At 55.9% G+C, this 26,140-nt stretch carries 28 protein-coding genes, 1 tRNA gene and 2 pseudogenes; 14 read left to right on the forward strand and 17 right to left on the reverse strand.

Annotated elements, in window-relative coordinates; all coding sequences use genetic code 11:
* Positions 1–49: 49 nt before the first annotated feature.
* From cutC to OC597_RS10880, 7 genes are all read left to right on the forward strand, one after another.
* On the forward strand, positions 50–3,469 hold the full coding sequence (gene cutC / locus OC597_RS10850) for a choline trimethylamine-lyase (protein ID WP_262208678.1): 3,420 nt from the start codon (positions 50–52) through the stop codon (positions 3,467–3,469).
* Between the two features lie 64 nt (positions 3,470–3,533).
* Positions 3,534–4,484, forward strand: coding sequence for a choline TMA-lyase-activating enzyme (gene cutD, locus OC597_RS10855; RefSeq protein WP_261285278.1), 951 nt, complete (start codon positions 3,534–3,536; stop codon positions 4,482–4,484).
* A gap of 10 nt (positions 4,485–4,494) precedes the next feature.
* Entirely contained in the window at positions 4,495–4,929 is a 435-nt protein-coding gene (locus OC597_RS10860; protein ID WP_261285277.1) for a BMC domain-containing protein, read from the forward strand.
* Positions 4,930–4,964: 35 nt separating this feature from the next.
* Positions 4,965–5,600: a phosphate propanoyltransferase gene (locus tag OC597_RS10865; RefSeq protein WP_262208679.1), complete on the forward strand. Its 636-nt coding sequence runs from the start codon at positions 4,965–4,967 to the stop codon at positions 5,598–5,600.
* A gap of 10 nt (positions 5,601–5,610) precedes the next feature.
* The gene (locus tag OC597_RS10870) at positions 5,611–6,279 is read left to right on the forward strand and encodes a hypothetical protein (RefSeq protein WP_261425145.1); all 669 of its coding nucleotides are present in this window, start codon (positions 5,611–5,613) and stop codon (positions 6,277–6,279) included.
* A 54-nt stretch (positions 6,280–6,333) separates the two neighbouring features.
* Positions 6,334–6,693: a DMT family transporter gene (locus OC597_RS10875; RefSeq protein ID WP_261285275.1), complete on the forward strand. Its 360-nt coding sequence runs from the start codon at positions 6,334–6,336 to the stop codon at positions 6,691–6,693.
* Positions 6,694–6,704: 11 nt separating this feature from the next.
* Complete coding sequence (locus OC597_RS10880; RefSeq protein ID WP_021179117.1) at positions 6,705–7,034, forward strand: DMT family transporter; 330 nt, start codon at positions 6,705–6,707, stop codon at positions 7,032–7,034.
* 94 nt (positions 7,035–7,128) lie between these two features.
* Here OC597_RS10880 and OC597_RS10885 read toward each other — a convergent pair whose 3' ends face one another.
* The 4 genes and pseudogenes from OC597_RS10885 to OC597_RS10900 all read right to left on the reverse strand — a co-directional run bounded on the left by OC597_RS10885 (position 7,129) and on the right by OC597_RS10900 (position 8,191).
* Positions 7,129–7,455 (reverse strand): TA system toxin CbtA family protein, encoded by a 327-nt coding sequence (locus OC597_RS10885; RefSeq protein ID WP_262208680.1) that lies wholly within the window; start codon positions 7,453–7,455, stop codon positions 7,129–7,131.
* 64 nt (positions 7,456–7,519) lie between these two features.
* Positions 7,520–7,835: pseudogene (locus OC597_RS10890) on the reverse strand (type IV toxin-antitoxin system YeeU family antitoxin).
* Positions 7,818–7,922 (reverse strand): annotated as a pseudogene (locus OC597_RS10895) (tyrosine-type recombinase/integrase); the annotation flags it as partial. The pseudogenes OC597_RS10895 and OC597_RS10890, both read right to left, overlap by 18 nt.
* Positions 7,923–8,115: 193 nt before the next feature.
* Positions 8,116–8,191, reverse strand: a tRNA-Phe gene (locus tag OC597_RS10900).
* Positions 8,192–8,895: 704 nt separating this feature from the next.
* Between OC597_RS10900 and speF the strand changes: the two genes are divergently transcribed.
* Positions 8,896–11,058 carry an ornithine decarboxylase SpeF gene (speF, locus tag OC597_RS10905; RefSeq protein ID WP_262208681.1) on the forward strand — a complete coding sequence of 721 codons (2,163 nt, stop codon included), beginning with the start codon at positions 8,896–8,898 and terminating at the stop codon, positions 11,056–11,058.
* Positions 11,059–11,164: 106 nt separating this feature from the next.
* Positions 11,165–12,280, forward strand: coding sequence for a GGDEF domain-containing protein (locus OC597_RS10910; RefSeq protein ID WP_261285273.1), 1,116 nt, complete (start codon positions 11,165–11,167; stop codon positions 12,278–12,280).
* Positions 12,281–12,325: 45 nt separating this feature from the next.
* Here OC597_RS10910 and mltC read toward each other — a convergent pair whose 3' ends face one another.
* The 3 genes from mltC to mutY are packed head-to-tail and all read right to left on the reverse strand — an operon-like array spanning position 12,326 to position 14,827.
* Positions 12,326–13,402, reverse strand: coding sequence for a membrane-bound lytic murein transglycosylase MltC (mltC, locus tag OC597_RS10915; RefSeq protein ID WP_262208683.1), 1,077 nt, complete (start codon positions 13,400–13,402; stop codon positions 12,326–12,328).
* A 55-nt stretch (positions 13,403–13,457) separates the two neighbouring features.
* Positions 13,458–13,730: an oxidative damage protection protein gene (locus OC597_RS10920; protein WP_020828614.1), complete on the reverse strand. Its 273-nt coding sequence runs from the start codon at positions 13,728–13,730 to the stop codon at positions 13,458–13,460.
* The gene (gene mutY / locus OC597_RS10925; protein WP_410001372.1) at positions 13,727–14,827 is read right to left on the reverse strand and encodes an A/G-specific adenine glycosylase; all 1,101 of its coding nucleotides are present in this window, start codon (positions 14,825–14,827) and stop codon (positions 13,727–13,729) included. The genes OC597_RS10920 and mutY overlap by 4 nt, the downstream gene beginning before the upstream one ends.
* 180 nt (positions 14,828–15,007) lie before the next feature.
* Here mutY and trmB point away from each other — a divergent pair, with 180 nt between their 5' ends.
* The 4 genes from trmB (at position 15,008) to OC597_RS10945 (ending at position 17,820) form a co-directional block, all read left to right on the forward strand.
* A complete protein-coding gene (gene trmB / locus OC597_RS10930) occupies positions 15,008–15,727 on the forward strand; it encodes a tRNA (guanosine(46)-N7)-methyltransferase TrmB (protein ID WP_207977523.1) in 720 nt (239 codons plus the stop codon).
* Positions 15,727–16,053 (forward strand): YggL family protein, encoded by a 327-nt coding sequence (locus tag OC597_RS10935; protein ID WP_020828611.1) that lies wholly within the window; start codon positions 15,727–15,729, stop codon positions 16,051–16,053. Before trmB ends, OC597_RS10935 begins: the two co-directional genes overlap by 1 nt.
* 96 nt (positions 16,054–16,149) lie before the next feature.
* The gene (gene glsB, locus OC597_RS10940) at positions 16,150–17,073 is read left to right on the forward strand and encodes a glutaminase B (protein ID WP_099063405.1); all 924 of its coding nucleotides are present in this window, start codon (positions 16,150–16,152) and stop codon (positions 17,071–17,073) included.
* A 30-nt stretch (positions 17,074–17,103) separates the two neighbouring features.
* Positions 17,104–17,820: a YggN family protein gene (locus OC597_RS10945; RefSeq protein ID WP_085118932.1), complete on the forward strand. Its 717-nt coding sequence runs from the start codon at positions 17,104–17,106 to the stop codon at positions 17,818–17,820.
* 81 nt (positions 17,821–17,901) lie between these two features.
* On the opposite strand, the gene hemW is transcribed toward OC597_RS10945, so the two are convergent.
* The 6 genes from hemW to OC597_RS10975 are packed head-to-tail and all read right to left on the reverse strand — an operon-like array spanning position 17,902 to position 22,067.
* Positions 17,902–19,041 (reverse strand): radical SAM family heme chaperone HemW, encoded by a 1,140-nt coding sequence (gene hemW / locus OC597_RS10950; RefSeq protein WP_261463368.1) that lies wholly within the window; start codon positions 19,039–19,041, stop codon positions 17,902–17,904.
* The gene (locus OC597_RS10955; protein WP_261258799.1) at positions 19,034–19,627 is read right to left on the reverse strand and encodes an XTP/dITP diphosphatase; all 594 of its coding nucleotides are present in this window, start codon (positions 19,625–19,627) and stop codon (positions 19,034–19,036) included. Before OC597_RS10955 ends, hemW begins: the two co-directional genes overlap by 8 nt.
* A 17-nt stretch (positions 19,628–19,644) precedes the next feature.
* Complete coding sequence (gene yggU / locus OC597_RS10960; RefSeq protein WP_261258798.1) at positions 19,645–19,935, reverse strand: DUF167 family protein YggU; 291 nt, start codon at positions 19,933–19,935, stop codon at positions 19,645–19,647.
* Positions 19,932–20,486 (reverse strand): YggT family protein, encoded by a 555-nt coding sequence (locus OC597_RS10965; protein WP_085118923.1) that lies wholly within the window; start codon positions 20,484–20,486, stop codon positions 19,932–19,934. Before OC597_RS10965 ends, yggU begins: the two co-directional genes overlap by 4 nt.
* Before the next feature lie 31 nt (positions 20,487–20,517).
* Positions 20,518–21,339, reverse strand: a complete 822-nt coding sequence (gene proC, locus OC597_RS10970) for a pyrroline-5-carboxylate reductase (RefSeq protein WP_129936132.1) — start codon at positions 21,337–21,339, stop codon at positions 20,518–20,520.
* Positions 21,340–21,359: 20 nt separating this feature from the next.
* Positions 21,360–22,067, reverse strand: coding sequence for a YggS family pyridoxal phosphate-dependent enzyme (locus OC597_RS10975; protein ID WP_261258795.1), 708 nt, complete (start codon positions 22,065–22,067; stop codon positions 21,360–21,362).
* A 20-nt stretch (positions 22,068–22,087) separates the two neighbouring features.
* On the opposite strand from OC597_RS10975, the gene OC597_RS10980 reads away from it, so the two are divergent.
* Entirely contained in the window at positions 22,088–23,080 is a 993-nt protein-coding gene (locus tag OC597_RS10980) for a type IV pilus twitching motility protein PilT (protein WP_262208689.1), read from the forward strand.
* 179 nt (positions 23,081–23,259) lie between these two features.
* Here OC597_RS10980 and ruvX read toward each other — a convergent pair whose 3' ends face one another.
* From ruvX to rsmE, 4 genes are all read right to left on the reverse strand, one after another.
* A complete protein-coding gene (gene ruvX / locus OC597_RS10985) occupies positions 23,260–23,682 on the reverse strand; it encodes a Holliday junction resolvase RuvX (RefSeq protein ID WP_012146730.1) in 423 nt (140 codons plus the stop codon).
* Positions 23,682–24,245 (reverse strand): YqgE/AlgH family protein, encoded by a 564-nt coding sequence (locus OC597_RS10990; RefSeq protein ID WP_261258792.1) that lies wholly within the window; start codon positions 24,243–24,245, stop codon positions 23,682–23,684. Before OC597_RS10990 ends, ruvX begins: the two co-directional genes overlap by 1 nt.
* Positions 24,246–24,414: 169 nt before the next feature.
* On the reverse strand, positions 24,415–25,365 hold the full coding sequence (gene gshB / locus OC597_RS10995; RefSeq protein ID WP_262208692.1) for a glutathione synthase: 951 nt from the start codon (positions 25,363–25,365) through the stop codon (positions 24,415–24,417).
* A 10-nt stretch (positions 25,366–25,375) separates the two neighbouring features.
* Entirely contained in the window at positions 25,376–26,107 is a 732-nt protein-coding gene (gene rsmE, locus OC597_RS11000) for a 16S rRNA (uracil(1498)-N(3))-methyltransferase (RefSeq protein WP_262208694.1), read from the reverse strand.
* Positions 26,108–26,140: the final 33 nt, after the last annotated feature.

Here is a 26,140-nt window from a genome sequence, read left to right on the forward strand (position 1 = left end):
ATTTTGCCAATTTGTGTGAAAGCCGCAGGACATCAGGAGAGATTTGAACATGGCCCATTATTCACTGACGCCACGCGTAAAACTGCTGGCAGAAAGACTCTTATCCCAAAACAGCACCATTAGCACCGAACGTGCCGCCATTCTGGAAACGCTGGGTGGCGATGTGGCCGGCATGCCGCAGTTGGTCAAGAATGCCAAGCTGTTCAATGAGCTGGTCAAGCAACTGCCCGGCTACATCGGCCCCGATGAGCTGATCATCGGCAGCCAATCCTCCACCCCGCGTGCCGCCGTGTTCCACAGCGAAAGTGAACTGCGCAGTCCTTCGGCCTTCACCGCGTTTGGCCAGACCTCACCGGACTATCTGGTGGTGATCGCCAAAGGGCTGTTCGCCATCGAAGCCGAAATGGAAGACCGAGCCAGAAGCATTGGCAGCGCCGTCAGCCGTTCTGGGCTGGACGAAGTCAACCAATGCCGCGCCATGATCTACGCCTGCAATGCAGCGATGCATCTGGCGCAGAAACTGGCTAGCAAAGCCGAAAACATGGCTGCTGTAGAAAACCATCCGTACCGCAAGGCGGAGCTGCAAGAAGCGGCCGCCATGCTGAAAAGAGTCCCGGCTTACGGGGCCAGCAGCTTTAAAGAGGCTTGCCAGTCGTTCTACTTCTTCCAACTGGCGCTGCATCTGGAAAACGGCAGCTACGCGGTTTACCCAGGCGGCTTCGACAAACTGCTGTACAGCTTCTATCAGCAAGACATCACCCGTGGCGTACTGACGCCGGAGCAGGCTTATGAAATCGTCGAGTGCCTGTGGCTGAAACTGTGTGAGCTTTCCGAAGTGCGCGCACCACGTGAGCTGGATGGCTACCCAATGTTTGACGCCATGCTGCACGGCGTGCGCCTCGACGATCCGGCATTGGTGATCAACGATCTGTCCGCCATGTTGCTGGCAGCCCGTAGCAACCTGATGACACTCAACAGCAACCTGCAGGTAAAACTGTTTGCTGGCCAGGCAGGTGCTCACCCGCAGTACAGTACGCCATCGGCCCCGTTCGTAGCGGCCTCTGCGCAAGACGTGGCAACGCACAAACTGATGGAAGGGCTAACGCCGCGCCTGCAACGCCTGCGTGATAACTATCTCGATGCTCGCCCTAGCGTTTCTATCTATCGCGCCATCACCTTCACCGAGATGGCAAAAAACAACCCAGGTCTGCCAACCATTCTGCTGCGCGCCAAGTCTTTCCGCGCCGCCTGTGAAACCGCGCCGATCCTGATCCAGCAAGATGAGCTGATCGTCGGCCATCCGTGCGGCAAACCGCGTGCCGGGGCGTTCTCACCGGATATCGCCTGGCGCTGGGTACGTGACGAGCTGGACACCATGGGCACCCGTCCTCAGGATCCGTTCGTTATCTCCGAGGCCGACAAGAAGACAATCCGCGAAGAGATCGTACCGTTCTGGGAAGGCCGTTCTCTGGATGAGATCTGTGAAGCGCAGTACCGCGAAGCAGGCGTTTGGGCCATCAGCGGCGAAACCTTTGTCAGCGACCTCTCTTACCACCAGATTAACGGCGGCGGCGACACCTGCCCAGGCTACGACATCCTGCTGTTCACCAAAGGGATGAACGGCATCAAGGCCGATGCCCAGCAGCACCTCGCGGCGCTGAGCATGGAAAACCCGGCGGATATCGACAAGATCTACTTCTACAAAGCGGCCATTGAAACCTGTGACGGCGTGGTGGCCTACGCCAAACGTATCGCTGACAAGGCCCGTGAACTGGCTGCCGTTGAGCAAGATCCGGCACGCCGTGCCGAGCTGCTGACCATCGCAGAAACCAACGAGAACGTCCCTGCCAACCCACCGAAGACCCTGCAAGAAGCGCTGCAAAGCATCTGGACGGTGGAGTCACTGTTTGAAGTGGAAGAAAACCAGACCGGACTGTCGCTGGGCCGTCTGGATCAGTATTGCTACCCAATGTATCAGGCCGATATCGAATCTGGCCGCCTGACGCAGGAACAGGCGTTGGAACTGTTGCAGGCCTTCATCATCAAGTGTGCCGAACTGATGTGGATGTCCAGCGAACTGGGCGCCAAGTACTTCGCCGGTTACCAGCCGTTTATCAACCTGACCATCGGCGGGCAGAAACGCAGCGGCGGCGATGCCTGTAACGACCTGACCTATCTGATCATGGACGCCGTGCGCTTCGTCAAAGTGTACCAGCCGTCTCTGGCCTGCCGTATCCATAACCAGTCACCGCAGAAGTACATGGAGAAGATCGTCGACGTGGTGAAAGCGGGTATGGGCTTCCCTGCCTGCCACTTTGATGATTCCCACATCAAGATGATGCTGCGCAAGGGCTTCGACTTTGAAGATGCGCGCGACTACTGCCTGATGGGCTGCGTAGAGCCGCAAAAATCCGGCCGCATCTATCAGTGGACCTCTACCGGTTATACCCAGTGGCCGATCGCCATCGAGTTCGTGCTCAACCGTGGCCGCATGGTGCTGTTCGACAGCTATCAAGGGCTGGATACCGGTGAGTTGAGTAGCCTGAAAACCTATGAAGAGTTCGACAACGCGGTGAAGGCGCAGATCGCGCACATCGTCAAACTGTCGGCTATCGGCACCGTCATCAGCCAGCGTGTCCACCGCGACGTGGCACCAAAACCACTGATGTCGCTGCTGGTGGAAGGCTGTATGGAACAGGGTAAAGACGTGGCCGCCGGTGGCGCGGTGATCAACCACGGCCCAGGACTGATCTTCTCCGGCCTGGCGACCTATGTCGACTCCATGGCCGCGATCCGCAAGCTGGTGTATCAGGATGGCAAATACACCCTGGAGCAGATCCGTGACGCGCTGCTGGCCAACTTTGAAGGCTTTGAACAGCTGCGCCGCGACTGTCTGAACGCGCCGAAGTACGGCAACGACGATGACACGGTCGATCAGTACGCGCTGGACATCACCGAGTGGACCGAGCGCGAGTGCCGCAAGTACAAGATGCTCTACTCCACGCTGAGCCACGGCACCCTGTCGATTTCCAACAACACGCCGATCGGTGAACTGACCGCCGCAACGCCAAACGGCCGCCTGGCCTGGATGCCACTCTCCGACGGGATCAGCCCGACGCAGGGCGCGGACAAACAGGGCCCAACCGCCATCATCAAGTCCGTCAGCAAGATGAACGTGGAAACCATGAACATCGGCATGGTGCACAACTTCAAGTTCCTCAAAGGGCTGCTCGATACCCCGGAAGGCAAGAACGGGCTGATCACCCTGCTGCGTACCGCGTCCATTCTTGGCAACGGCCAGATGCAGTTCAGCTACGTGGATAACGAAGTGCTGAAACAGGCGCAGGTGGAGCCAGAGAAATATCGCGACCTGATCGTCCGTGTGGCCGGTTACAGCGCCTACTTCGTTGAGCTGTGCAAAGAAGTTCAGGACGAGATTATTAGCCGTACGGTCATTGAGAAGTTCTGACTTTAGCCTTGGATAAGACAGGGATGTCTTATCCCATCAGCCTTCGAAGAAAGGGGAAAATAGTATGAATAACACGCTGGAGAAAAAGGGTCGGATATTCAATATCCAGAAATACTCGATCTATGACGGAGACGGTATTCGCACCCTGATTTTTTTCAAAGGTTGTAACATCCTCTGCGCCTGGTGCGCCAACCCCGAGGGGCTCACCAGCAATTTCCAGGTGATGTATTCACATGATAAGTGCGTTGACTGTGGGCAATGTGTCAGCGTCTGCCCGGTGGGGATCCACTCCCAGATCCAGAATGCACAAGGCGATCTCAAGCACCATCTCGATCGCAACATAGACTGCATCGGTTGCCGCAAGTGCGAAGAGGTCTGCATCTCTGGCGCGCTGGACATCATGGGCAAGGACGTCACGGTGCAGGAGTTGATGGATATCATCCTGCAGGACGTTGATTTCTATCATACCTCCGGCGGTGGCGTCACCCTGGGCGGTGGCGAACTGAGCCTGCAAACCGACTTTGCGACCGCGCTGCTGACCGAATGCAAAAAACAGATGATCAACACCGCCATCGAAACCAATGGCACCACCACCTTAGCCAATTATGAAAAGCTGGCAACCTGCACCGATATGTTCCTGTTCGATATCAAGCATATCGATAGCGCACGGCATAAAGCGTTGTTTGGCGTCGGCAACGAAGGCGTAAAAAGAAACCTGGAGCGCCTGGTGGAACTGGGCAGCCATATCGTGGTGCGCATGCCTTTGGTACGCGGTTATAACGATTCTTACGATGCCATCACCGGTGCCATTGACTATGTCATGGCCCTGGCACGCAAAGGCAATATCAGCCGCATCGACGTTTTACCTTATCACCAACTGGGTAAAAACAAATATCAGCGGCTCGACATGATCTATCCGGTCAAAGACGACCCAAGTTACAGCAATGAAGAACTGGACCAACTGGCGGCTTTTTTCCAGCGCTTTGACTTTGATATCCGCCTGGTAAGGCACTAAGGAGATTGAGATGAACTTAAGCCTGGGAGTGATTGAAACCTATGGCCTGACCGCCGCGATCCACGCGGCCGATGCGGCCTGTAAATCCGCTGCGGTAACGGTGCTGGGGTACAAGAAGATTGGTTCCGGCCTGGTTAGCGTGTTCTTTGCCGGGGAAATCAGCGCGGTGAAAACCGCCATCGACAGCGGTGTGGCAGTGATCAAACAACCGGCGTTTATCAAAGGCCAGTTGGTGATTGCCCGTCCGGAAAAACAGGTTGTCGCGCTGCTGACAGGGTTGAAAGGCAAGGAGCTTACGCCGCCAGCGGCCAAAGTACAGCAAGAAACGCCTGCGCCAGTAGCAGAAGTGGCCGCCCCGCAGGCAGAGGCCACAGCGCCGGTAGTCGAAGTCCCTGTTGCCGACAACAAACCCGCACGCACCGGCGGCAAGAAAGAGTCTAAATAACCGTACAGCTTCTGAGATCGGGTAGGAATAACAGTATGTTTAATGAGTCGTTACTGGAAAGGATCCGCCATAACCTGGTAGAGAACTATTCTTCTCCCACCGGCATCGCCATCCCGGTTGGGGTTTCAAACCGGCATGTCCATCTGTCGCAGCAGGATATTGAAACGCTGTTTGGTGCCGGTTATCAGCTGACGCCATGCAAAGAGCTACGCCAGCCTGGGCAGTTCGCCGCCAAAGAGTGTGTGATGATCGTCGGCCCGAAAGGCTCGCTCTCCAAGGTGCGGGTGCTGGGGCCAGCACGTGATTGCACTCAGTTGGAAATCTCCAAGGCGGACTGCTTTACCCTGGGGCTGAAGGCACCGGTACGCGAATCCGGCAATCTGAACGCCTCCGGTGACGCCATGCTGGCTGGCCCGGCGGGCTATGTTTCGCTGCATTCACAGGTGATTTGTGCCCAGCGCCATATCCATATGAACCCGCAGGATGCCGCCAGGTTGGGCGTGCAGAACGGGCAGAAGGTGAGAGTGAAAGCGGCAGGCGTGCGTGGACTGATCTTCGACGAAGTCATCGTGCGGATCAAAGCCAGTTTTGCTCTGGAGCTGCACATTGATACCGATGAAGCCAACGCCGCCGGGCTAGCTTCAGGTGACAACGTGGTTATCGTTCCCTAAGGCGGCAATTATGATGCAGCGTGAAATCATCGATAAGTTGGTCAGTGAAGTGCTCTCACGGATGCGGCCACGGGCGTTGGTACTGTTAACCGCAGCAGATGGTTACCACGAAATTATCCGCGCGCGCTTGCGACACTGCCAGGCGTTCTCGCCGGTGATCCTGTTTAGCGATAATGCTCGGCAGTTTCACGCAGAAACAGATTGGAGCCAACTAGGGGCAATAACTTCGCTGGCGGAAATCAGTCAAACCGGCGCGCTGGATAATATTGAGCGGATATTAATTCCCTTTCTCGATTTCGCGACGGCGGCAGAAGTGGCCAACGGTTTATTTCAGTCTGACGCTGCCCGGTTTATTCATCTGGCCCGGATGAGCGGCAGGCCAATTATGGCACTGGATTATAACTGCAACCAGAACAGCGAATTAAATCAGCTGAAAGGCTTGAGCCGCGCAGGGGAAAACGCCACTCAGGCAGATTATCTGCCAAAGCTGGCGGCACAAGGTATTGAGCTCTGTACGTTGGATCGGATGTTATCGGCCCAGCCCGCAGCCACGGAGCCGTTGGCGGCACCGACGCAGGCCTACGTAACGCTTAGCGAACTCAAGCGGCTCAATGGTCGTTCACCACCGGGAGCCAAGCTGACCGATTTGGCATTGGAATATAGCCGAGGAAAGAAATAACCAAGCTTCAAAATTTCACTTTATATCAATACTTATTTATCAGGAGCAAACTCTATGTCTACCAAGGCAAAAGCATGGGTATGGATGTTATTGGTCATCTTCTCCGAGACCTCGGCCACCTCTACCTTAAAAATGTTTGATAACAGCGAAGGTAGCACCAAGACGTTATTACTCGGCTTGATCGTAGTGTTATATTGCGTTTGTTATTACTCGTTATCCAATGCGGTGAAATATATCCCTGTCGGCCTGGCTTACGCCACCTGGTCAGGCACCGGAATTTTACTGGTCTCAAGCCTGAGCATGGTCTTTTACGGCCAACACCCTGATATGCCAGCCATTATCGGCATGATCGTGATTGCCAGCGGCATCGTGATCATGAACCTCTTCTCCAAAATGGGCTCCTCCGAAGAATAAGGGTATCAACTATGTTTAATATTGGCTTCTTGTGGCTGGCTCTGTCGATTGGTTCGGAAATCACCGGGACCTCGATGATCAAAAAAACCAACAACTTTAAAAAGCTGGGGCCTTCGGTGCTGGTGATTAGCGCTTACTGCCTGTGCTATTTCGCCCTGACCAAGGCGATGGGGTTTATCCCGGTGGGCGTCGCCTACTCGCTGTGGTGCGGCTTTGGCATCGTCGGCGTGACCTTCGTTTCCATGCTGCTCTACAAGCAGAAACCGGATCTCCCTGCCATATTCGCCATGGCGCTGATCATCGGCGGTGGCGTCATCATGAATATCTTCTCGCAGATGTAAGCTTCCAGACTCTACCAGATAAGGCGCAGCGGCAACGCTGCGCTTTTTGTTGGCCGGAATCAGCCCCTTCAAGCTCGCACCAATCTGCCTCCCCTTAACCGCGCCGGGTCATCAGACCACAGGCCCTACGAGCGCGAAGGATGTCGATTGTCGCCACGAAAGGCGATTGCTCCCGGCAAGAAAACCCCCGACGATCGGTGCGCACCAGGTTAGACTTTTCCACGATGCCATTCAGCGTATCGGCCAGCGAAATACCGGTATCAATATGCTCCCGAATCACTGCCTCATCGCAGAATGCGGTATCGTTAAGCGTCAGGCCATAGTGTTGCGCCAGCAGGTAAGTGAGTAAGGATTGCCAGACGGCAACCGGTGGCGGGCAGGACTGATCCGCCCATTTAGAGGTGACAGGTAACGTCTGCATGTTGGTTATCTCGTCGTTAGCTAAGTGAAGGTGGGGAAAAACGACAGATATAAAAGGCGAAGATTTATGCAGTTGTTGTTGAGGGAGTGGGATAAATGGCGAGATACACATAACCGTGTGACCCCAGACTATCAGCTTCACAGGTCAAACCATCGCAATACAGCGTGACACAGTGCTGATGGCGGGGATTGAGCTCACCGGAGAGCAACATCAGTTCCAGGTGATTGATGAACTGTGGGAAGGCATTACCTACATCACGTCGTTGCGCATCGCTGAAGGTCCCGCTAATGCCGGCACGGTCGGCCAGGAAGTGGAGTCGATAGCTCTTCTGTACCCAGACGAGCACCAAACTGCGGCGTCACGCTACGTTTAGGGTGCACAAGTAAAAACATGTTGCCACTGTCTGCAAGTTTATAGGGTTTGTCGTCTGGTTTAGCTGCCCGGATCTTGGCGTCAGTCAGTGCCATAGCTGGTTTCCTAAAGGATTTGAGGGTGCAGGAATTATCGAATCGGACTATACCCTCATTTGTACCCGCACAAGGAGGTTGATGCGGGTAGAATTGGGTTGAATTCAGTTGAGTTGGAGCAGTAAGGGTGTGTTGATTCTAGCGAGAATACAAACGAAAAACGGACCTCCATGGAGGTCCGTTGATATGAATTTGGTGCCCGGACTCGGAATCGAACCAAGGACACGGGGATTTTCAATCCCCTGCTCTACCGACTGAGCTATCCGGGCAACGGGGCGCATTTAACCCTATTGGCCGGAAATCGTCAATCGCTTTCTGTCACAAAGCCGATCGGTTGCTCTATTTTCATGCAATGGCCGGTGGGGCAGGCGAGAGTCAGTTGTGTTGTATGGCAATAAATATGCAAAAAATCCGTCTATTTATACCATTTTGTTTTTTCTGGTATTTATTTTTAATTGATATTTAACAATGGGTTATGTGGAGCTCCTTCGTCATTAAATCAGCATAATTGTTACTTGAACCTCATAAAAAAACATGCAATCATTGCGCAAATTTTAGCAAGCTACGTCCCCTAACGGCGTTGGTGCTCATTTAAGTCAGAGGGTTGCAGGCATGACTGGTTTTGTTACTCAAGCGTCACTGCGCACCAGACATCAAATGATGCCGTCATTCCGCCGTTACCTTTCCCGAACGCAGTCCATCAAAAACACCCAGCCTGCCATGCGGTAAGGCTATCTGATGCTCGCTGTTAGGCATTATTAAAAATAGAGCTGCGGCTCTGCTTTTACTGATGTCTATCGGACGCTGCCGATACCAGTCCCCGATAGTGACCTGATAATCTTAGGAGAGTCAGCCGGTCACGTTTGCGCTTTATGCTGCAACGTCGGACATCAATTTGCCGGGATAACCTTTGTTATCTCATCACCGTGCCCCGTGGCACACCCTCATCCTTAACCGTTTGAGACTGAGCACAATGAAAGAATTGAAAATAGCCACCAGCGCCAGTTTGGTCGCCACCATTGAAACGCTGCGCCAAATCGTTCGCGTAGAGCAAACGGACTATACCGATGTGGCCGCGTTAGTGGTGTCGGTTGACGACGTTAAAGCCGGTATCCTGGCGCAGCTCAAAGCGACCGGGTTCGAGATCCCGACCTTTGTGGCGGTGGCGGGGGACGAGCATCTCTCCCCGGACTACCTGCCCTTGATCAGCGGCGTTTTTGCACTGGAAGGGGCCAGCAAGGCGTTCTATATGGCGCAGCTGGAGGCCGCCGCCGATGCCTACGAACAGGCGCTGCTGCCGCCGTTTTTCAAAACGCTGAAAACCTATGTGGAAATGGAAAACTCAACCTTTGCCTGCCCGGGCCACCAGGGTGGGGAGTTCTTCCGCAAGCATCCGGCCGGCAGGAAGTTTTTTGAGTTCTACGGTGAAACGCTTTTTCGTTCTGACATGTGCAACGCCGACGTTAAGCTGGGCGATTTGTTGATCCACGAAGGCTCGGCCAAGGATGCGCAAAAGCACGCGGCACGGGTATTCAACGCCGATAAAACCTATTTCGTGCTCAACGGCACCTCGGCCGCCAATAAGGTGGTGACCAACGCGCTGCTGACCCGTGGTGACCTGGTGTTGTTCGATCGCAACAACCATAAGTCCAACCACCACGGTGCGCTGATCCAGGCCGGGGCGACCCCGGTGTATCTGGAAACCGCGCGTAACCCGTTTGGTTTTATCGGCGGCATTGATTCACGCTGTTTTGATGAGCGTTACCTGCGCGAACAAATCCGTGAAGTGGCACCGGAGAGAGCCGATGCGGCACGTCCGTTCCGCCTGGCGATCATTCAGCTGGGTACTTACGACGGCACCATCTATAACGCCCGCCAGGTGATCGACACCATCGGCCACCTGTGTGACTACATCCTGTTTGACTCGGCCTGGGTGGGTTATGAAGGTTTTATCCCGATGCTGAAAGAGTGCTCGCCGCTGTTGCTGGAGCTGGATGAACTGGATCCGGGCATCTTTGTTACCCAGTCGGTACACAAGCAGCAGGCCGGTTTCTCGCAGACCTCGCAGATCCACAAGAAAGACGACCACATCAAGGGCCAAAAGCGCCACTGCAATCACAAGCACCTCAACAATGCTTTCATGCTGCATGCCTCGACCAGCCCGTTCTACCCGCTGTTTGCCGCGCTGGACGTTAATGCCAAGATGCATGCCGGGGCTGCCGGGCGTCGCATGTGGATGGACTGTGTGAAGCTGGGCATCGAGACGCGCAAGCAACTGCTGGAACGCTGCTCGCAGCTCAGGCCGTTTGTTCCGCTGCAGGTGGCGGGTAAAAACTGGCAGGATTACGACACCGATCTGATCGCCAACGACGCGCGCTTCTTCGATTTTGTGCCGGGGGAGAAATGGCACGGTTTTGAAGGCTACGCGCAGGGCCAGTATCTGGTCGATCCGTGCAAACTGCTGCTGACCACCCCGGGCATAGACGCGGCCACCGGCCAGTACACCGAGTTTGGCGTGCCGGCTACCATTCTGGCCAACTTCCTGCGTGAGAACGGCATCGTGCCGGAAAAATGCGACCTCAACTCGATCCTGTTCCTGCTGACCCCGGCGGAAAACCCGGCCAAGATGGAACAGTTGGTGGAGATGCTGGTGCAGTTCGAACGTTATGTGGAAGAAGACGCGCCGTTGAGCGTGGTGCTGCCAACGGTGTATCGCAAGAATGAACAGCGTTATCGCGGCTATACCCTGCGCCAGCTTTGCCAGGAAATGCACGATCTGTACGTCAGCTTTGACGTCAAACAGCTGCAGAAAGAGATGTTCCGTCAGCGTCATTTCCCGCAGGTGATGATGAACCCACAGGACGCCAACGTGGAGTTTATTCGCGACAACGTCGAACTGGTGCCGATTGGTCAGGCGGAAGGGCGCATTGCGGCGGAAGGCGCACTACCATACCCTCCGGGCGTGCTGTGCGTGGTGCCGGGAGAAGTGTGGGGCGGGGCGGTGCAGCGTTACTTCCTGGCACTGGAGGACGGGATAAACCGGTTGCCTGGGTTCTCACCGGAGCTGCAGGGTGTATATATCGAGAAAAAAGATCACGGCTGGAAACGCATCTTCGGCTATATGATCAAGCAATAGATTTGGGTGGCCCCATCGGGGCCGCTTTTAAATCATCCCGGCCCAGGATGACAAAGCTGTGTGGTGGCACTACCTTTTAGGTAAAAGCCACGGGTGCCGGAATAAGATGATGAAAGAAGAGGGTAATCTCGAGTGGGTCGGCCGAGAGAAAAGACGTTCAACGCTGAGGAATTTTAACTGGTTCTTATTGGTTAATGTGCTGCTGGCGCTCTATCTGCTGCTTCAGCGTGCTCAAACGTTCGGTGAGCGCTCGTTGAGTTCCCTGTTACGTGGTGCACCGGCGATCTGTGGTGTGGTATTGCTGTCGGCCCTGTCTTTTGTCGCGATCCGTCAGTTGGCTACCCGAGGAAAATTGGCGTCCTGGCGTGGTGCGGTGGTTTGCACTCTGCTGTTGGCTCTGTGTTGGTGCGGCGTTTTTCACCATCTGATTGTCAGCGACAGTATTAATCTGCTTTACCCGTTAACACTCGGCCTGCTGTTTTCTTCTCTGATCGCCTTTTATCTGTCCCCACGGCTGTTTTTCCTGTTCAGCATTCCAGTGCTGCTGGTAGCGATTGCCGAAAATATCTTTATCCACAGCGCTTTTTCGCTGGTGAACCTGATCTCTTATGCGCTGATGCTGTTTCTGATTTATTCGGCACAGAGCCGGCTGGAGCAATGGTTCCAACTGGCAATTGAGCGTGAGCAGGAAAACAAACGGTTGATTGAACGCCTAAGCAAGCTGGCACACCGCGATCCGCTGACCGGCATCGCTAATCGGCGCTACTTCGACACCTACTTTGATGCGGTTCTGTTGCGGGAATCTATCTTGCAGGCGCCGTTTTCCCTGATCCTGCTGGACGTCGATTTTTTCAAAAAGTACAACGACCACTATGGCCATCAGCAGGGGGATGAGTGTCTGATCCGCCTGGCGGCCTGTCTGGAGAGCGCCACCCGGCGTTCGCAGGATCTGGTGGCCCGCTATGGCGGTGAGGAATTTATTATCTTGCTGCCAAAATCCGAAGCGCGTGAAGCAGCTCAGGTGGCAAAGAGGATAGAAGGGTTGCTCGCCGGTCTGGCGATGCCGCATGCGGATTCAGAGGTGGCACAATGGGTAACGGTGAGCCAGGGTGTTGCGCAATGGCAACCGGGACAGAGCCGTGAACAACTGCTGGCAGCAGCCGATCAGGCTCTGTACCGCGCCAAGGAGCTGGGTCGCAATGGCTACAGCATTGCTTCGTGATGCTGGTGGTCAGGGCGACGGAAGAGACCGCCCTGACCGGGGTGATTAACGGCGTCGATAACTCTTCTGCGCGTTGTTCACCTTCACCAGATAGCGGCGCGATTCACCGGCCGGATGCTTGGTGGTCAGCGTCTGGTAGACGTCGCCCGGCTGCATGTCGTTGATAATGCCGACCGCCCGGGTTCGGTCACTGGAGAACACTCGCAGCACGCTGCCCGCCCCGCCGTTATAGGCGGTGATCACCGCGTAGCGACGTGAGGTTGGGTTCTGAATACCCCCCAAATAGTTGTTCTGCAAAATGGCCAGATAGGCGGTGCCGGTGTCGATATTGTTTTCCGGATCGAACAGGTAACTGCGGCTTGGCTTGCCCCATTTCCCGCGCATCTGGAACACATCTTTACCGGCGGTGTGCTGTACCACCTGCATCAGGCCCAGTGCATCCGAACCACTCACCGCATACGGGTTAAAGCTCGACTCGGTCTGCATAATCGCCAGGATCAGCGACTCTTCCACCCCGTACTTCTCCGACGCCTTGCGGACCATCGGCAGGTATTTATGCGCACGCTTGTCCAGGTGGTTCGGCACCAGTTGAATGGTGACCGAGTAAATCACGTGCAGGCCGGAGGTGCGCTTTTGCAGTTTGCTCTGCACCAGATAGTCGGCAAAGTGCGCCGCACGCCATTCCCAACGGATCGGCGCGCCTTTGTTATCCAGCACCTGGCCGTACAGGAACGGCTCTTTACTGATCTGGATATCGTTGACGTCGGAATAGAGATCGATAGAACCCGGATCGTCCCCCATCAGCAAGGTGCTGATAATCGCCTGACGCAGGTGGGCGGCAGGATCGGTGGTGGCGATGGTTTCAATGGTGATGGCACCAGAATCAAAGTTGATATGGCTACGGGTTTGATACTGGTCGGTGTATTTAACGTAATCTTTTGGCCCGGCGATCAGAACTTCGTTCAGACCCCAGATATTCTCGATGTTGTGGGCGAATTGGCCCATCAGGATCTCAAAGCCGTTGGTGTCTTTGACCAGGGCTTCGTTGACCTCGGTGCTTTTTTTGCCGGAACAGGAAATCAGTAAAGGCGCTATTACTAGCAAAGCTAAAATTTTCTTCATCTTAAAGCCGTATACGAGAAGTATTGAAGAGGGCCAGCGCCTGGCCCCAACAGCGTTATTCGCTCGGTGGCGTATAGCCTTCGATGTGCACGTCGTGCCCTTCGAACAGGAACTTGATCATTTCCGCTTCCAGCAGTTTGCGGTCATCCACGTTCATCATGTTCAGTTTTTTCTCGTTGATCAGCATGGTTTGTTTTTTCATCCATTCTGCCCAGGCTTCCTTCGAGATCTCGTTATAGATGCGTTTGCCGACTTCCCCTGGATAAAGCTGGAAATCCTGCCCTTCAGCGTCGCGCTGCAGGAAGGTACAAAAAATGGTTCTGCTCATGCTAATTCCTCATCAATGGCGCTATCGCCAAATAAACCCTGCTGGCGTGGGGACTGTTTTGCCAACTGTTGCAACAGGCGGTCAACCGGCGCTGCCAGCCCGACAGAGGGCGGCTGCGCTAAGTTATACCAGAGACCGACACCCTCATCCATGCTGGCGCCTGCGTCGTTCATTTCCAGCCAGATCGGCACGATATCCAGATGGAAATGACTGAAAGTATGACGAAATGCGGTTAATTGCTGCTGACGATTGTTTTTCAGACCGCGTTGTTGCAGCCAGAGTTCCATCTCTTCGCGCTCGCTAAACTGCGGGAAGCAGAATAACCCGCCCCACAAGCCGACGGCCGGCCGCTGTTCCAGCCAGGCTCGTTCGCCCTGTTGCAGCAATAAAAAGTAGGCGGTTTTTTCCGGCAGCGTCTGCTTGGGCTTTTTACCGGGGTATTTCGCCCAGCTGTGATGGGCGTAGGCGATACAGCCGAGGCTGAGTGGACACAGCTCGCACTTGGGTTTGGAACGGGTGCAGACCATCGCCCCCAGATCCATCATCGCTTGGTTGAACTGGCCGACGCCCTGTGCCGGAGTGACGTCTTCACTGATCTGCCACAGCCGGTTTTCGACGTCTTTCTTGCCTGGCCAGCCTTCGACCGCATAGCAGCGGGCCAACACGCGTTTCACGTTGCCGTCGAGGATGGGGTAATGCTGGCCGAGCGCCAATGACAGTACCGCCCCCGCCGTTGAGCGGCCAATACCGGGCAGGGCGTGGATTTCTTCAAAGGTTGTCGGGAACTCGCCGCCGTGCTGTGCGACAATGGTCTGCGCCGCCTTGTGCAGGTTGCGGGCACGGGCGTAGTAGCCCAGGCCGGTCCACAGGTGCAGCACTTCGTCCAGTGGCGCTTCTGCCAGCGCACGCACGTTGGGAAAACGTGCCATAAAGCGCTGAAAATACGGGATCACAGTGGCAACCTGCGTTTGTTGCAACATGACCTCAGAGAGCCATACTTGATAGGCGGTCTTATCAAGCTGCCACGGCAGGGTTTTACGGCCATAACGCTGGTACCAGTCAAGCACCACCTGTGCGAACTGTTGTGCTTGCATCATAATAAGCAGCTTCGATATCCGGCAGAAAATGAAGCGCGATTGCAGCATAGAGTCATGATGCTGTAAACCGGAACTTTCCGACGTCGCACGACAGGTACATTAGATGAACACTTGCTAAACCAATGTATCTTTGCATAATGCGCGTTTCCCTAATTAGCAGCCAAACAGACAGAAAGCACTATGATTAATGACGTCATCTCCCCAGAATTTGATGAGAACGGCCGTGCGATGCGCCGTATCCGCAGTTTTGTCCGCCGCCAGGGGCGGTTGACCAAAGGCCAGCAGCACGCGCTGGACAACTATTGGCCGGTGATGGGCGTGGAGTATCAGGCTGAACCTGTCGATATCACCGCACTGTTTGGGCGCGATGCGCCGACCGTGCTGGAGATCGGTTTTGGCATGGGTGCCTCGCTGGTGACCATGGCGGGCCATAACCCGCAGCAGAATTTCTTGGGGATTGAAGTACATTCGCCGGGCGTGGGTGCCTGTCTGGCCGACGCTACCGAAGCGGAACTGAACAACCTGCGCGTGATGTGTCACGACGCGGTTGAGGTGTTGGAGAATATGATCCCGGACGGGTCGCTGGACATGGTGCAGCTGTTCTTCCCCGATCCGTGGCACAAAGCTCGCCACAATAAACGTCGCATCGTACAGACGCCGTTTGTTGAACTGGTGCAGCGCAAATTGAAAGTCGGCGGCGTATTCCATATGGCCACCGACTGGCAGCCTTACGCAGAACATATGTTAGAGGTTATGAACGGGATCTCAGGCTATCGTAATCTTTCCAGCGATAATGATTACGTGCCGCGTCCGGATTCACGCCCACTGACAAAATTTGAATTACGCGGCCAGCGTCTGGGACATGGCGTTTGGGATTTGATGTTTGAGAGGAAAGAATAATGGCTAAGAACCGCAGTCGTCGTTTACGTAAAAAGTTACACATTGAAGAGTTTCAGGAGCTGGGTTTCTCCGTAGCATGGCGTTTTGCCGAAGGCACCGCGGTTGAAGATATCGACAGCACGCTGGACGCTTTCATCGACGAAGTGATCGAGCCGAACGGTATGGCGTTTGACGGCAGTGGCTATCTGCAGTGGGAAGGTTTGATCTGCCTGCAGACTATCGGTCATTGCACCGACGAACAGCGCGAACTGGTCAAAAAATGGCTGGAAGCGCGTAAACTGACCGACGTTAAGGTCAGCGATCTGTTCGATATCTGGTGGGATTGATTTTCCCAGCCCGATCGGCGCGGCCTGGTGCCGCGCCAGCTTATTGATTTTAAGGTGCCTTAACGGCACCTTTGTTTTGTCCGGAGTGTGACCGCGGTGGTAACGACATTGGATAACGCGTTGCTGGAAGAGATCCTGCAACAGGTGCGCCCGCTGATTGGCCAGGGCAAGGTGGCGGACTATATACCGGCACTGGCGGAAGTGGCGGCCGATCGTCTGGCGATCGCCGTTTGCACCGTCGACGGCGAAATGTTCCAGGCCGGGAACGCCACTGAGCGCTTCTCTATTCAGTCGATCTCCAAGGTGCTGAGCCTGACGTTGGCACTGGCCCGCTATCAGGAACACGAGATCTGGCAACGGGTTGGCAAGGAGCCTTCCGGCCTGCCATTCAACTCGTTGCTGCAGTTGGAGATGGAGCAGGGCAAACCGCGCAATCCGTTTATCAACCCCGGTGCGCTGGTGGTGTGTGACATGCTGCAAACCCGGCTCAGCGCTCCCAAGCAACGCATGCTGGAAGTGGTGCGCCAACTGGCCGGTGAAGAAGACCTGGCCTACGACTCGCGGGTTGCCCGTTCCGAGTTTGAACACTCCGATCGCAATGCGGCGATAGCCTATCTGATGAAGTCGTTCGGCAACTTTGAAAACGACGTACTCACCGTGCTGCAAACCTATTTCCACTACTGCGCGTTGCGGATGAGCTGCCAGGAGCTGGCGCGTAGCTTTGTTTATCTGGCCAATCACGGGCGTGATCTTAGCGGGCGCGAAGTGATCAGCCCGTTGCAGGCGCGCCAGATCAATGCGCTGATGATGACCAGTGGCATGTATGACGGCGCGGGGGAGTTTGCCTACCGTGTGGGCATGCCGGGCAAGTCCGGTGTTGGCGGCGGCATTGTCGCCATCGTCCCCGATGAGCTGTCGATCGCCGTCTGGTCGCCGGAGCTGGATGCCTCCGGTAACTCACTGGCGGGAACTGCGGCGCTGGAACTGTTGTCTCAACGGATTAGCCGTTCGATTTTTTAATCCCACCACGGAAGGGAGTCAGGAGAAAATATGTTAAAGAAAACCGGGTTAGCCTTACTGCTGTTGACTGCTTCGCAGGCGCATGCCGAGTATCAGTGCAGCGTTAAACCCCAGGACGATGTGATTATCAGCCCGCAGAACGTGCAGGTGACAGGCGCCAGCGGCAACCTGCAGATTTCAGCAGATGGCGATGTGACCCGTAATGGCCAGGCTCTGAGCCTGAATGACAGCCAGCGTCAAAAGGCCTTCAGCTACCAGAGCGCATTGCGTAAAGAGCTGCCGTGGATTGACAAGGGCGCGCAGCAACACCTGGAGAAAGCGCGTGTGGCGCTGGACAAGGTGATCGTTAAAGAGCTGGGCAGCGACAGCAACGTGCGTAATCGCCTGACTACGCTCAATGGCCAGCTTAAGCAGCAGATGAACCGCATTATCGAACACCGTAGCGACGGCCTGACCTTCCATCATAAGGCGATTGACCAGGTTGAGCAGGATGGCCGAAATCTGGTGCAGCAGAGCATGGGCGGCGTATTGCAGGACAGCCTGAACGAGATGGGTGTCAAGCAGGCGGCCAACAGCGGCGGCAATCCTTTGCAGGCTATCATGGGCAATCTGGGTGGCCTGCAGAAGGCGATTCAGAACGAGTGGAACAACCAGGAGCAGGACTTCCAGAACTTTGGTCACGACGTGTGTAACCGCGTTACCGGCCTGGAAACTCAGCGTAAAGACCTGCTTAATGCTTTGAAGTAACACGAAATCACCGTGGGTAGCGTGTTTGCGAGTACCTCGGATTAAAACCAAAAAAAAGCGCTGATAACTCAGCGCTTTTTGCTATTCGTCTGCCAGAAACAGCTCCAGCAGCGAGTTAAGGAACAGTTTGCCTTTCTCGGTGATCTGCCAATATTCCGGCGTTTCTTCCAGATAGCCTTTCGCCAGTGCTTCGTCCAGCTGTGCACGGATAGTGCTTTCATCCAGCCCGGTGTAGTTGACGAACTCGGCGCGCGGCGCCGCCTCCAGCAGGCGGAAGCGGTTCATAAAGAACTCGAACGGCCGATCTGCCACCGTCACCTCATGCTGCTTGTCCATATACTTGCCCTGCATAAAACCGCGCGGATGCTTGGTTTTTGCGGTACGCAGAATGCGGCCGTCGCTGAATGTCAGTTTGCCGTGTGCGCCACAGCCAATCCCCAGATAGTCGCCAAAGCGCCAGTAGTTGAGGTTGTGTTGGCACTGATAACCCGGCTTGGCATAGGCCGAGGTTTCATATTGCTGGTAGCCGGCAGCGCTCAGTAACTCATGGCCCCGTTCGAAAATATCCCACAGTGCGTCGTCGTCCGGCAGGACCGGCGGACGTGAACTGAACAGAGTATTGGGTTCGATGGTCAGTTGATACCACGACAGATGCGGCGGATTAAGGGCAATCGCCTGGCGCAAATCGTCCAGCGCCTCTTCCAGCGACTGGTCCGGCAGGCCATGCATCAGATCGAGGTTAAAACTACGCAGGCCGAGACCGGTGGCCAGGTGCGCGGCACGTTTGGCCTCTTCCGGGCCGTGTATGCGCCCCAGGCGAGTTAACTTCTCGGCGCTGAAGCTCTGCACTCCGATAGAGATGCGGTTCACTCCGGCGCGCTGGTAGCCGCTGAAGCGATCGGCCTCCACGGTGCCAGGATTGGCCTCCATGGTGATCTCGGCCCCTTCAACCACCTGGATGCGTGCCCGCACGCCGTCCAGCAGCGATTGCATCGCCTCGGCACTCAGCAGGCTGGGGGTGCCGCCGCCGATAAAAATAGTACTGATTTCACGGCCGGCAACCAGTGGCAGATCGGCATCCAGATCCGCCAGCAGGTGATCGACATATTCCTGATGCGGGACTTCACCCTTCAACGCATGCGAGTTGAAGTCGCAGTACGGACATTTCTGCACGCACCACGGGATATGAATGTACAAACTTAATGGAGGCAACTTAAGCATTGCGCATCGCTTCCAGCATCAGTTTCAGTGCTTTACCACGGTGTGACACTGCGCGTTTCTCGTCGCGACTCAGCTCGGCGGCGGTGAGGCCCAGTTCCGGGATGTAGAAGATCGGATCGTAACCGAAACCGCCTTCACCTGCCGCGGCGTGGGTGATTTCACCGGCCCAACTGCCGTGGAACACCAGTGGCGTTGGGTCTTCCGCGTGGCGCATATACACCAGCACGCAGTGGAACTGCGCACCGCGGCTGCCCTGCGGCACGTCTTTCAGCGCCACCAGCAGTTTGTCGAGGTTTTGCTGGTCAGAGGCGTCAACGCCTGCGTAACGCGCAGAATAGATGCCCGGTGCGCCGCCCAATGCGTCTACCGCCAGGCCCGAGTCGTCGGCAATCGCCGGCAGGCCGGTGATTTGCGCCGCGTGACGGGCTTTCAGGATGGCGTTTTCAATAAACGTCAGGCCGGTTTCCTCTGCGGACTCCACGCCCAGCTCGGTTTGTGCGACCACATTCAGCCCGAAATCGGCCAGGAGGTCGGCGAGTTCGCGCACTTTGCCCGGGTTACCGGTGGCAAGAACGACTTTTTGCATGATGACTACCTTGAAATTTATTCGATTAGCGCCGCGACCACGGCAGGGATCTGTTGCGGATTAACGATGCGTAACTGTTTATGCCGCCCCAGTTCGCCTTTCTCGATGGTGACGTTGCTTTTCGCCACCTTGAACTGCTTGGCGAGAAACTTGATCAGATGAGCGTTGGCCTGGCCGTCAACCGGCGGGGCGGTAATGGCGACTTTAAGTTCGTCGCCATGCAAACCGACAATCTGGTCGCGGCTGGCTTTCGGCTGAATATATAGCCTGATCGCCAGCCCGTCCAGCACCGGGGTCACTGGACTCACAGCAGGAACCAGATCTCACCGAACAGATCCATGCCCAGGTAGTTGATCAGATACAGGATCAGGATCACCACCATCGCTGAAAAATCAATGCCGCCCATTGCCGGCAAAATACGGCGAATAGGGGACATTAAAGGTTCGGTCAACTGATACATCAACTGATCAATCGGGCTGCGGCCCTGGCTGATCCAGCTCATCAGCGCGCGGATAATCATCACCCAGAAAATCAGGTAACCGGCCGACTTCACCAGCGAGATCAGCCCAAACAACAGATTATACGGACTGAGTGACATCGCACCGCCCTGGATCAGCAGCAGTAGCGGATACTTGATGGTCATCAGCAGGAACGCCAGCAGCAGCGATGCGCTGTCGATTGGCCCCAGGGACGGAATGACACGGCGCAGCGGGCCGATCACCGGTTGGGTGATCTTCACGATAAACTGTGCGAATGGGTTGTAAAAGTCAGCGCGCGTCCACTGCATCCAGATGCGTAGCAGCAGTACCATGACGTACAGATCAACAACGGTTTTGACCAAAAAAGTCAGCGTTAGCATGTAGTAGCCCTTCTCCTTAACTCTCGATTATTTAAAATGATTTTTCCATTTCCTGCGCACGGGAAACTGCCGCCTGCATGGCTTTGGCCACGGTTGCCGGCAGCTGTTGTTCGTTGAAGACCCGCAGCGCTTCAGCGGTGGTGCCGCCTTTAGAGGTCACTTGCTCACGCAGGGTCGACAATGGCGTATCCGGGTTGGCTTCCACCAGCGCGGCAGCGCCGGAGGCGGCCTGCTGCACCAGATTACGGGCAGTCTGGCTGTCGAAGCCCATACGCTCGGCTTCTTGCTGCATGGCTTCCATAAACAGGAAGAAATAAGCCGGTGCGCTACCGGCAGCGGCGATAACGCCGTTAATGCCGTTTTCGTCATCCACCCAGCACACCTTGCCGACCGACGCCATCAAATCGCTGCTGTAGTCGCGGTCCTGTTGGCTGACCTGTTGCGGTGCATACAGGCCGCTCATGCCTTTACCCACCAGTGAGGGGGTATTGGGCATGATGCGCACGATGTTCAGGTTGTCACCCAGCAGTTGATAAAAGCGGCTGACCTGGATACCGGCGGCGATCGACAGAACCAGCTTGCCGCTGAAATCGACCCGTTCGCGCAACGGCTGACAGACATCGGCCATCATCTGCGGTTTTACCGCCAGCACCACGACATCGGCCGCTTGCGCACAGGCCAGATTATCGCTGCTGCTGACGATGCCGTAGTCCGCCGCCAGTGCATCACGGTTTTTAGCCGAAGGTGCGCAGACGCTAATGGATTTGGCTGGATAACCGCCCGCCACTAGGCCGGCGATGATAGCGCGCGCCATGTTACCGGCACCAATAAAGGTAATCTTACGATGCTGCATCAAAATCCCTCGTTAATGTGTCAGGCCTGTGAATAATCACGGGCGCCAAAAATAGCGGTGCCGATGCGCACCATGGTGGTGCCTGCGGCAATGGCCGCTGTCATGTCGTCGGTCATGCCCATCGACAGCGTGTCCACCTGCGGATATTGCTGTTGCAGAGCCAGAAAGGCGTCACGCATCTGACCGAATACCGCCAACTGGCTCTGGTAATCTTCTTGCGGTGCTGGAATGGCCATCAGCCCGCGCAGCCTGACATTCGGCAGCGCGGCAACCGCCTCTGCCAGCGCCGGCAATTCAGCCAGTACAATGCCAGATTTACTCTGCTCATCGCTGATATTTATTTGGATCAGAACGTTAAGCGGTGGCATATCTGCCGGGCGCTGGTCGCTCAAACGCAGGGCAATACGCAGCCGATCAACGGTGTGACACCAGGCAAAGTTCTCTGCCACCAGTCGGCTCTTGTTGGATTGCAAAGGACCGATAAAGTGCCAATCCAATGTTGCGCCTTCCGGCAGCGCGGCGAAATGCTGAACTTTATCCACGCCTTCCTGAACATAGTTCTCGCCGAAGGCGCGCTGGCCTGCCGCGATGGCTTCTGCGATCGCCGCCACAGGTTTGGTTTTGCTTACGGCAAGCAGCGTAACTTCTTCTGGAGCGCGATCGCAGCCTTGAGCGGCCGCGGCAATGCGGTTTCTGACATCCTGCAGATTCTGTTGGATAGTGCTCATTATTGACCCAGGAGATTGATATGGATATCGATGAATTCGTGGCCCTTAGTGTAAAGCATAATGCTTCCGATCTGCACCTTTGTACCGGTCATCGGCCGATGTTGCGCATTGATGGTGAACTGCAACCGCTGGCAGGGGCGGAAATACTGACCGAAGCGAGAATGCAGTTGCTGTGCAACACCCTGCTGCAACCGTTGCAGCGGCAGCAGTTACAGCAGCAGGGGCAGCTGGATCTGGCGCTTTCGCTGGCGGGTGAGATCCGCCTGCGCGCCAATTTCTTTCTGCAAAGCCTGGGGGTTTCGATTGCCTTGCGGCTGATTGCCGGCCACTGCCCAACATTGGCCGCGCTGGCCGCGCCAGACATTATTCCGGCTCTGGTTCGGCGCGAAGACGGCCTGATCCTGGTGACCGGTGCGACCGGCAGCGGTAAATCCACCACCCTGGCGGCGATGATTGACGATATCAATCAGCACCAGCGTCGCCATATCCTCACGCTGGAGGATCCGATCGAATTTATCCACCGCAGTCGGCAGTGTTTGATCCAGCAACGGGAGCTGGGTCGCGACAGCCATAGCTTTGACGATGCACTGCGGGCGGCGCTGCGTGAAGATCCGGATGTGATCCTGCTGGGAGAACTGCGCGATACCACCACGATCCGTCTGGCCCTGACCGCGGCGGAAACCGGCCATCTGGTGCTGGCCACATTGCATACCCGCAGTGCGCCGCAGGCGGTGGATCGGCTGGTGGATGTTTTTCCGGCGGAAGAAAAACCCTATGTGCGTGCTCAGTTGGCAAGCAGCCTGCAGGCGGTGATTGCACAAAAGCTGTTGAGCCGACCCGGCGGTGGCAGGGTGGCAATTTTTGAGGTACTGACGGCAACGGCGGCGGTCAGCAGCATGATCCGTGAGGGCAAAACCCATCAGTTGGCTAACGTGCTGCAAACTGGTGGACAGTCCGGCATGCAGACCTTTGAACAGGGGCTGCAGCAGCGGGTTGCGCAGGGAATATTATAATGTCGCAATCAGGTAATTTTCTTTTCTGTTAAGAAAATCAAACACCTTTAGGAAATGACTTAATTATAACCGACATAAATGGAATGACGGCATTGGCAAAAATAAAACAGGTTCAGCCTCGGTTGGTGGTTCTGGATATTATGCTGAGCAAAATAGCCGGTTTGCACCGGCTGAAAAAATTAGCCCAGCTGCCGCTCAAACCAGCTTTCCAGAATAACCACTGCTGAGGCCGAGTCTACGCTGCCCTTGTCCAGTGCGCGGAAGCCGCCACGATCGAACAGGTTGGCGCGGGCTTCTACGGTGCTGAGGCGCTCATCATGCAGTGCGATCTGGACGCCAAAGCGGCCGTGCAGGCGGTTGGCGAACTTGCGAGCTTGCTCGGTCACCAACTGTTCTGTGCCGTCCATGTTCAGCGGCAGGCCGACCACCACCAGATCCGGCTGCCACTCTTTCAGCAGCTTCTCGATCTTTTGCCAGTCCGGTGAACCGTCCTGTGCTTTGAAGGCCGCCAGCGCACGGGCACTGCCCGTCAGTTCCTGCCCGATGGCGGCACCGATGCTTTTGGTGCCGAAGTCGAAGGCGATAATGGTGCGGTTAGTCATCAGGCATGTCCTGCGTGGTTGGCAATACTGCAGATGTCGATGCCCAGACGATTGGCAGCCTCGCGCCAGCGGTTGGCGATCGGCGTATGGAACAGAATGTCGGTGTCGGCTTCAATGGTCAGCCAGGCGTTTTCCAGCACTTCCTGTTCCAGTTGGCCTTTTTCCCAGCCGGCATAGCCGAGCGCGACCAGCACGTCGTCCGGTTGCTCCGGGGTGCCCAGCGTTTCCAGCACGTCTTTCGAGGTGGTGATCATGGTATCCGGCGAGATCTGAATACTGGAGCCAAAGCCTTTGCGCGGCGTATGCAGGATAAAACCGCGATCGTCCGCCAGAGGGCCACCGGCAAACACCGGTTTATCCAGGCTGATGGCCGGATCGCGCGTCTGCGCTATGATCTTCAGTTTACTCAACACTGTTTCCACCGTGAACTGTTCCACCGGTTTATTGATCACCAGGCCCATGGCGCCGTCTTCATTGTGCTCGCAGACATAAATCACCGAGCGTTTGAAGCGAGGATCCTGAAGTGATGGCATAGCGATAAGAAAATGGTGCTGTAAATTCATGGTGTTATTTTAGACAGTTGGTGGGTGATAAGTTAAACAGCCGTCAGTATGCGGCCATCCCCGTCGCCTTTCAAGTTGCAGCGTTGTTAGCTGCACTCGCACAGCCTAAGCCGATAGCGCCAGTCCGGGAAGTCAGGATAGCGGGCGACATCGCCGCCCGCACTGCGGATTACTTCGCCGCCAGACGTTTTTCAATCGCGTCCATTAGCATGCCGGTGATCGACACCGGGAAGGCCGCTTCGATTTCACGTGCACAGGTTGGGCTGGTGACGTTGATTTCGGTCAGTCGATCGCCAATCACGTCCAGGCCAACGAAAATCAGCCCTTTTTCTTTCAGCGTCGGGGCCACGGCACGTGCAATTTTCCAGTCGCTTTCGCTCAGCGGACGCGCTTCACCCCGGCCACCGGCCGCCAGATTACCGCGGGTCTCGCCCTGCGCCGGAATACGCGCCAGGCAGTAAGGCACCGGCTCACCGTCCACCACCAGAATGCGTTTATCGCCTTCCTTAATTGCCGGAATGAAGTTCTGCGCCATACAGAAACGGCTGCCGTGTTCGGTCAGGGTTTCGATAATCACCGACAGGTTCGGGTCATCCCGTTTCACGCGGAAGATTGACGCGCCGCCCATGCCGTCCAGCGGCTTGAGGATGATGTCGCCATGCTGCTGGTGGAATTTGCGGATGTGCGCTGCGCTGCGGCTGACCAGGGTGTCCGGCGTCAGTTCCGGGAACCAGGCGGTGAACAGCTTTTCGTTGCAGTCACGCAGGCTCTGCGGCTTGTTGACCACCAGCGTGCCCTTGACCTCTGCGCGCTCGAGAATATAGGTCGCGTAGATGTATTCGGTATCGAACGGCGGATCTTTACGCATCAGGATCACGTCCAGATCCTGCAACGCCAGATCCTGCTCGCTACCAAAGCTGAACCAGCTTTCTTTATCTTCCTTCACGCTCAGCAGGCGGGTACGGGCACGGCCGTCACCGGCGTGCAGATAGAGATCGTCCATCTCCATGTAGTGCAGTTCCCAGCCACGGCGCTGCGCTTCGAGCAGCATGGCGAAGCTGGTGTCTTTCTTGATATTGATGGAGGCGATAGGATCCATCACGATGCCGAGCTTAATCATCTTTTCTCCTTTAACCCAGATCGCCGAAACGTACCTGCAAAGCGGTAATCGCGGTGAGCGCTGTGGTTTCTGTACGCAGAACGCGTGGCCCCAGCAGGATATCAGTAAATCCGTGGCCTGTGGTCATCGCAATTTCGTCGGCGGATAAACCGCCTTCCGGCCCAATCAGCAGGCGGACATGTTCCACCGGCAGCGGCAGCGTGTTGATGCTGTGGCTGGCGCGCGGGTGCAGGTTCAGCTTCAGGCTGCCATCCTGCTCGGCACACCAGGCTTCCAGTTGCATGGCCTCGCGGATTTCCGGGATGCGGTTACGGCCACACTGTTCGCAGGCGGCGATGGCAATCTTCTGCCACTGTTGAATTTTTTTCGCCAGGCGTTCGCCATCCAGCTTTACGCCGCAGCGCTCGGAAAACAGCGGGGTGATGACGTTAACCCCCAGTTCGATGGATTTCTGAATGGTGAATTCCATCTTTTCACCGCGAGAAATCACCTGGCCCAGATGCAGATTGAGCGGTGATTCACGGTCTTCCCGTTGCCCGGCGCTGAGCTGCACCTGCACGCTTTTCTTGTCGACATGGGTGATCTCGGCGTCGAACACCTGATTGCTGCCGTCGAATAACTGCAACGCCTGGCCAGCGTTCATGCGCAGTACACGCCCGACATGGTTGGCGGCGTCTTCGCTTAAGAAGATTTCCGCATTGTCGATCAACGGCTGCGGGTGATAAATACGGGGTATACGCATGTGAATATTCGATCCTGACTAGAGGGTATAGTT

It is taken from the genome of Serratia proteamaculans (genome assembly GCF_946227095.1).
Classification (GTDB): Bacteria; Pseudomonadota; Gammaproteobacteria; order Enterobacterales; family Enterobacteriaceae; genus Serratia; species Serratia proteamaculans_E.